We start from the raw sequence: 6,687 nt of genomic DNA, 5'->3' as shown, positions 1-6,687 counted from the left end.
GGCTGTCGGCATGCTGAATTCAGGGCCCTTGGCGATGCTGTCGGGCCAGCGTTGCATCACGCTTTTGTAGCGGCTGTAGAAACGGATGCCTTCTTCGCCATAGGCGTGATGGTCGCCGAACAGCGAGCGCTTCCAGCCGCCGAAGCTGTGGTAGGCCACCGGCACCGGCAGCGGTACGTTGACGCCGACCATGCCGACTTCGATCTCGTCGCAGAACAGCCGCGCCGCTTCACCATCACGGGTGAAGATGCAGGTGCCGTTGCCGTATTCGTGGTCGTTGATCAACTGCATGGCGGCTTCCAGGCTGCCCACGCGAACGATGCACAGCACCGGGCCGAAGATTTCGTCGGTGTAGATGGTCATCTCCGGGGTCACCTTGTCGAACAGGGTGCCGCCGACGAAGTAGCCGTTCTCATGGCCAGCCACTACCAAGTCACGACCGTCGACCACCAGGCTTGCGCCCTGGGCGACGCCGGCGTCGATATAGCCTTTGACCTTGTCACGCGCCGCGGCGGTAACCAGCGGGCCCATATCCAGACCGCAGGTGGTGCCGGCGCCGATTTTCAGGCCTTTGATCTGCGGCACGATTTTTTCTACCAGGGCATCGGCGATCTGGTCGCCTACGCACACGGCCACCGAGATGGCCATGCAGCGCTCGCCGCAGGAACCGTAGGCGGCGCCCATCAGCGCGCTGACGGCGTTGTCCAGGTCGGCATCGGGCATCAGCACGGCGTGGTTCTTCGCGCCGCCCAGGGCCTGCACGCGCTTACCGCGCTTGGTGCCTTCGCTGTAGATATATTCGGCGATAGGGGTGGAGCCGACAAAGCTCAGGGCTTTGACTTCCGGCGCTTCGATCAGCGCGTCCACCGCCTCCTTGTCGCCGTGTACCACGTTGAGCACGCCCTTGGGCAGGCCGGCCTCTTGCAGCAGGTCGGCGATATACAGGGTGGAGCTCGGGTCACGCTCGGACGGCTTCAAGATAAAGCAGTTGCCGCAGACGATGGCCAGCGGGTACATCCACAGCGGCACCATGGCCGGGAAGTTAAATGGGGTGATGCCGGCTACTACGCCGATCGGCTGCAGGTCGCTCCAGGCGTCGATATTCGGGCCGACGTTGCGGCTGTACTCGCCCTTGAGGATTTCCGGGGCGGCGCAGGCAAACTCGACGTTCTCGATACCGCGCTTGAGCTCACCGGCGGCGTCTTCGACTGTCTTGCCGTGCTCTTCGCTGATCAGCTTGGAGATGGTCGCTTCGTGCTGTTCAAGTAACTGCTTGAAACGAAACATCACCTGGGCGCGCTTGGCCGGCGGGGTGTTGCGCCAGGCCGGGAAGGCGGCCTTGGCCGAGTCGATGGCCAGTTGCATGGTGGCGCGGTCAGCCAGGGCGACCTGGTTGGTGGATTCGCCGGTGGCCGGGTTGTACACGGCGGCCGAGCGGCCGGTACCGGTAACGTGTTGGCCGTGGATCAGGTGCGGGATAAGGCTCATAGCTAACTCCAATTACGAATTTTGGGCTGTGGGGGCGAATGGCGCTGCGCCAGCCACCCCTGAAATCTGCGCTCTATTTAATTTCGGTCTCGACGAACACCAGTTCGTGCGGGCCGTTGTTGATCACGTTGTGCTCGACCCCTGCCTTGCGGAAGTAGGACTGCCCGGCCTCAAGCTCGGCGTACTTGTCGCCTTCCGGGGTTTCCAGCAGCAGGCTGCCGGCGGTCATCGGCACCACTACATAGTCGTAGCCGTGGCAGTGGCGACCCGTTTCGGCACCGGGGGCGAAGCGCCATTCGGTGACTATCACCCGCTCGTTGTCCACCTGTACGGTGGCCACTGCCTGCGGCCGCTTCATCAGTCGAGACTCTGCAGGGCGTCGCCAACAGCGTTAAACAGGCTGTCCAGCTGCTCGGGCTTGGTGTTGAAGCTTGGCCCGAACTGCAGGGTGTCGCCGCCGAAGCGCACGTAGAAACCGGCGTTCCACAGCTTGATGCCGGCCTCGAACGGACGGATCACCGGGTCGCCGTCACGCGGGGCGATCTGGATCGCGCCGGCCAGGCCGCAGTTGCGGATATCCACCACATGCTTGCTGCCCTTGAGGCTGTGCAGCTTGTCTTCGAACACCGGCGCCAGGTTGGCCGACTGCTCGATCAGGTGGTCGCGTTTGAGCAGCTCCAGGGTCGCCAGGCCGGCGGCGCAGGCTACCGGGTGGCCCGAGTAGGTGTAGCCGTGGCCGAACTCGACCATATGCTCGGGGATGGCCTGGTTCATAAAGCAGTTGTAGATCTCGCTGGAAGCGATGACCGCGCCCAGGGGAATCGCGCCGTTGGTGATCTGCTTGGCGGTGTTCATCAGGTCCGGGGTCACGCCGAAGTATTCGGCGCCGGTCCATTTACCCATGCGGCCGAAGGCGGTGATCACTTCGTCGAAGATCAGCAGGATATTGTGCTGGGTGCAGATCTCGCGCAGGCGCTGCAGGTAACCCACTGGCGGCACGATCACGCCGGCGGAGCCGGACATGGGCTCGACGATGACGGCAGCGATATTCGAGGCGTCGTGCAGTTCGATCAGCTTGAGCAGCTCGTTGGCCAGTTCCACGCCGCCGGTCGCCGCCATGCCCTTGGTGTAGGCCAGGTGCGGCTGCAGGGTGTGCGGCAGGTGGTCGGCGTCCATCATCTGGCCGAACATCTTGCGGTTGCCGCCGATGCCGCCCAGGGCGGTGCCGGCGATATTCACGCCGTGGTAGCCACGGGCACGGCCGATAAATTTGGTCTTGCTCGGCTGGCCCTTCAGGCGCCAGTAAGCCTTGGCCATTTTCACCGAGGTGTCGGCGCACTCGGAACCCGAGCCGGTGTAGAACACGTGGTCGAGGCCGGCCGGGGTCAGCTCGGTGATTTTCTCCGCCAGCTGATAGGACAGCGGGTGGCCATATTGAAAGCCCGGGGCGTAATCCAGGGTGCCCAACTGCTTGGCCACCGCCTCCTGAATTTCCGTGCGGTTGTGCCCGGCGCCGCAGGTCCACAGCCCGGACAGGCTGTCGAAGATGCGCCGGCCCTTGTCGTCGATAAAGTAGTTGCCGTCAGCCGCCACTATGATGCGCGGGTCGCGCTTGAAGTTGCGGTTGGCGGAAAACGGCATCCAGTGCGCGTCCAGCTTGAGCTGGCTGGCCATGGGCGAAGGGGCGGTCTGCGGCATATTCATGGTGGCTCTCCCTGAGGGGGGCTGGTTATCAGTTGTTGCAGACAAAGGTGCCACGGGCTTAGAGTCGTGAAAACATGACTCTTCTTATCTTTAGTTAAGCGCACACTAAACAATGGACACTAAACAATGAGCACGCGCCGCCCCGATCCATTGGCCCAGGTCAGCGACTTCGATATCCGCCTGCTCAAGCTGTTTCGCAGCGTGGTGGAGTGCGGCGGCTTTTCCGCGGCGGAAAGCGCCCTGGGCATTGGTCGCTCGGCCATCAGCCAGCAGATGAGCGACCTGGAGCAGCGCCTGGGTTTGCGCCTGTGCCAGCGCGGCCGCGCGGGCTTTGCCCTGACCGAGGAAGGCCGCGAGGTGTACCAGAGCACCCAGCAGCTGCTGGCGGCGCTGGAGAGCTTTCGCACCGAGGTCAACGGCCTGCACCAGCACCTGCGCGGCGAGCTGAATATCGGCCTGACCGACAACCTGGTGACCGTGCCGCATATGCGCATCACCCATGCCCTGGCCAAGCTCAAGGCGCTGGGCCCGGACGTGCGCATCCATATCCGCATGACCCCGCCGAGCGAGGTGGAGCAAGGCGTGCTGGATGGCCGCCTGCATATCGGCGTGGTGCCGCAGAGCCATGCGTTGTCCGGCCTGGAGTACCAGAGCCTGTATGACGAACGCTCGCTGCTGTACTGCGCGGTGGGTCACCCGCTGTTCTATGTCGATGACCAGCAACTGCAGGACGAGCGACTGAACGCCCAGGAAGCCATAGCGCCGACCTTCCGCCTGCCGCCCGAGGTGCAGAGCCACTACCAGGCGCTGAACTGCACGGCCAGCGCCTCGGACCGCGAAGGCATGGCCTTTCTGATCCTCACCGGGCGCTATATCGGCTACCTGCCCGACCACTACGCCCAGGCCTGGGTGCAACAGGGCCGCCTGCGCGTGCTGAAGCCGGCCAGCCGCTTCTATGACGTCAGCCTGGCCTCGGTGACCCGCAAGGGCCGGCGCCCCCATCTGGTGCTGGAGAGCTTTCTCGAGGCGCTGGCGGTTAGCGGCTAAAGAGTATTCGCGGATAAACCCATCAAGGTATTCGGCTCGTGGGTGCCGATGGGTATCGCTGCGCTCCACCCATCCTACGAATGCGTTACAGCCCTGTAGCCCGGATGCAATCCGGGAGCGAATGTGCAGGCGGCGAATTTCCCCGGATTACATCCGGGCTACGCAGCTGGCGAATCGGGCCGTAACCACCGTGCACCGAAGGGAGGCGCAACCCTGCCGCAGCCGCCACAGCACGCACAAAGACGGTGCGAACGCCCTGTGAAATGGCGCTTATCGCGCTTTTTCCGCCCCTCGCGCTTGTCACCTCGGCGCCTCTGGGGTATCAGTGCTGCGTCTGAAAACCTGACCAGCCCGGAATAGCCCATGACTGTTGAAGTATCCGCGCACAGTGCCCACCCCACCGGCAAACCCGCCGGGCGCATTCGCCAGAAGAACGAAGAAGCGATCATCCAAGCCGCCGAGGATGAGTTCGCCCGCCACGGCTTCAAGGGCACCAGCATGAACACCATCGCGCAGAACGTCGGGCTGCCGAAGGCCAACCTGCACTACTACTTCAGCAACAAGCTGGGCCTGTACCAGGCGGTGCTGGCCAATATCCTCGAGCTGTGGGACAGCACCTTTAACAGCCTGACGGTCGACGATGACCCGGCCGAAGCCCTGGCCCGCTATATCCGCGCCAAGCTGGAATTCTCCCGGCGCAACCCTAAGGCCTCGCGCATCTACGCCATGGAAGTGATCAGCGGCGGGGAAAACCTCTCGCAGCTGCTTAACCAGGACTACCTGACCTGGTTCCGCGGCCGCGCCGCGGTGTTCGAGGCTTGGAGCGCCGCCGGCAAGATGGACCCGGTGGACCCGGTGCACCTGATCTTCCTGCTGTGGGGCAGCACCCAGCATTACGCCGACTTCGCCTCGCAGATCTGCCGCGTCACCGGGCGCTCGCGCCTGAACAAGCAGGACTTCGAAATCGCCGGCGACAACCTGGTACGCATCATCCTCAAGGGCTGCGGCCTCACCCCGCCGACCGCCTGACCCGCCCTATGCCCTTTACCCTGCTTAGCCCCGGCGAATACCGCGAGGAAATCCGCAAGAGCCGCTTCCTCGCCCTGGCCGTGCCGGTCAATAGCGCGGCCGAAGCCCAAGCCTTTATCGAACGCAGTAGCGACGCCAGCGCCTCGCATAACTGCTGGGCCTGGAAGGTCGGCCAGCAGTACCGTTTCAGCGACGACGGCGAGCCCGGCGGCACCGCCGGCCGGCCGATACTCGCCGCCATCGAGGGCCAGGATTGCGACCGCGTCGCGGTGCTGGTGATCCGCTGGTACGGCGGCATCCAACTCGGCACCGGCGGCCTGGCCCGGGCTTACGGCGGCGCGGCGAACAAGTGCCTGCAAGGGGCCGAACGCAGCGAACTGATCAGCCGCACGGCCTGCAGCTGCCACTGTGGCTTTGCCGAACTGGCGCTGCTCAAGGCGCGTCTAAGCGAGCTGAACTGCGTGTTGGAAGGCGAACGCTTCGACGCCGACGGCGCCGAACTGCAGCTGGCGGTGCCCGAGGCGCGCTTCGCCGACCTGCAGCACCTGCTGGCCGATATCAGCCGCGGACGCAGCGTGCTTCAGCGCAGCTGATGGCCAGCGACAGCTAGCCTGGGCTAGGCTGGCGGAAGAAAAGCTGTCCGAGCGGTTAAACTAAACTGCAAAGAACCTGTTCACGATCTCGCCTGATAAAGAGAACTTATCCATGTACGACTGGCTTAACGCCCTGCCCAAGGCCGAACTGCACCTGCACCTGGAAGGCTCGCTGGAACCCGAATTGCTGTTCGCCCTGGCCGAACGCAACAAGATCAAGCTGCCTTGGAACGATGTGGAAGCCCTGCGCGGCGCCTATGCCTTCAACAACCTGCAGGAGTTTCTCGACCTCTATTACCAGGGCGCCGACGTGCTGCGCACCGAGCAGGACTTCTACGACCTGACCTGGGCCTACCTGCTCAAATGCAAGGCGCAGAACGTAATCCACACCGAGCCGTTCTTCGACCCGCAGACCCACACCGACCGCGGCATTCCCTTCGAGGTGGTGCTGCGCGGTATCAAGCAGGCGTTGGTCGATGGCGAGAAACAGCTGGGGATTACTCACGGCCTGATCCTCAGTTTCTTGCGCCACCTGTCCGAGGAAGCCGCCTTCGACACCCTGAAGCAGGCCATGCCGTTTCGCGAGGCCTTTATCGCCGTGGGCCTGGACAGCTCGGAGATGGGCCACCCGCCGAGCAAGTTCCAGCGTGTGTTTGATCGTGCCCGCCACGAAGGCTTCCTGACCGTCGCCCACGCCGGTGAAGAAGGCCCGCCTGAGTACATCTGGGAAGCCATCGACCTGCTGAAAATCCAGCGCATCGACCATGGCGTGCGCGTCATCGAAGACGAGCGTTTGATGCAGCGGATCATCGACGAGCAGATCCCG

General features: G+C 63.8%; 7 protein-coding genes. 4 read left to right on the top strand and 3 right to left on the bottom strand.

Features of this window, described 5'->3' with window-relative positions; translation table 11 throughout:
• The 3 genes from Q8Q83_RS09165 to Q8Q83_RS09155 form a co-directional block, all read right to left on the bottom strand.
• Window positions 1-1,488, bottom strand: a 1,488-nt coding sequence (locus tag Q8Q83_RS09165; protein WP_305623056.1) for a CoA-acylating methylmalonate-semialdehyde dehydrogenase, incomplete at its 3' end; no start/stop codon positions are given.
• Window positions 1,489-1,561: 73 nt separating this feature from the next.
• Window positions 1,562-1,849, bottom strand: a complete 288-nt coding sequence (locus Q8Q83_RS09160) for a cupin domain-containing protein (RefSeq protein ID WP_305623058.1) — start codon at window positions 1,847-1,849, stop codon at window positions 1,562-1,564.
• Window positions 1,846-3,192, bottom strand: a complete 1,347-nt coding sequence (locus tag Q8Q83_RS09155; protein ID WP_305623054.1) for an aspartate aminotransferase family protein — start codon at window positions 3,190-3,192, stop codon at window positions 1,846-1,848. The genes Q8Q83_RS09160 and Q8Q83_RS09155 overlap by 4 nt, the downstream gene beginning before the upstream one ends.
• Before the next feature lie 126 nt (window positions 3,193-3,318).
• Here Q8Q83_RS09155 and Q8Q83_RS09150 point away from each other — a divergent pair, with 126 nt between their 5' ends.
• The 4 genes from Q8Q83_RS09150 to Q8Q83_RS09135 form a co-directional block, all read left to right on the top strand.
• A complete protein-coding gene (locus Q8Q83_RS09150; protein ID WP_305623052.1) occupies window positions 3,319-4,239 on the top strand; it encodes a LysR family transcriptional regulator in 921 nt (306 codons plus the stop codon).
• 363 nt (window positions 4,240-4,602) lie between these two features.
• A complete protein-coding gene (locus Q8Q83_RS09145; RefSeq protein ID WP_305623050.1) occupies window positions 4,603-5,268 on the top strand; it encodes a TetR/AcrR family transcriptional regulator in 666 nt (221 codons plus the stop codon).
• An 8-nt stretch (window positions 5,269-5,276) separates the two neighbouring features.
• Entirely contained in the window at window positions 5,277-5,861 is a 585-nt protein-coding gene (locus Q8Q83_RS09140; protein WP_305623048.1) for a YigZ family protein, read from the top strand.
• A 112-nt stretch (window positions 5,862-5,973) separates the two neighbouring features.
• Window positions 5,974-6,687, top strand: a 714-nt coding sequence (locus Q8Q83_RS09135) for an adenosine deaminase (protein WP_305623046.1), incomplete at its 3' end; no start/stop codon positions are given.

The organism is Pseudomonas sp. (genome assembly GCF_030696055.1).
Classification (GTDB): Bacteria; Pseudomonadota; Gammaproteobacteria; order Pseudomonadales; family Pseudomonadaceae; genus Aquipseudomonas.
The sequence above is the reverse complement of the archived record's forward strand: the minus strand, read 5'-3'. Positions and strand labels throughout refer to the sequence as shown.

Coding starts and splice junctions, on each gene's coding strand:
- Q8Q83_RS09145 (WP_305623050.1), top strand. CDS start 4,603: ATGACTGTTGAAGTATCCGCGCACAGTGCCCACCCCACCGGCAAACCC.
- Q8Q83_RS09155 (WP_305623054.1), bottom strand. CDS start 3,192: ATGAATATGCCGCAGACCGCCCCTTCGCCCATGGCCAGCCAGCTCAAG.
- Q8Q83_RS09140 (WP_305623048.1), top strand. CDS start 5,277: ATGCCCTTTACCCTGCTTAGCCCCGGCGAATACCGCGAGGAAATCCGC.
- Q8Q83_RS09150 (WP_305623052.1), top strand. CDS start 3,319: ATGAGCACGCGCCGCCCCGATCCATTGGCCCAGGTCAGCGACTTCGAT.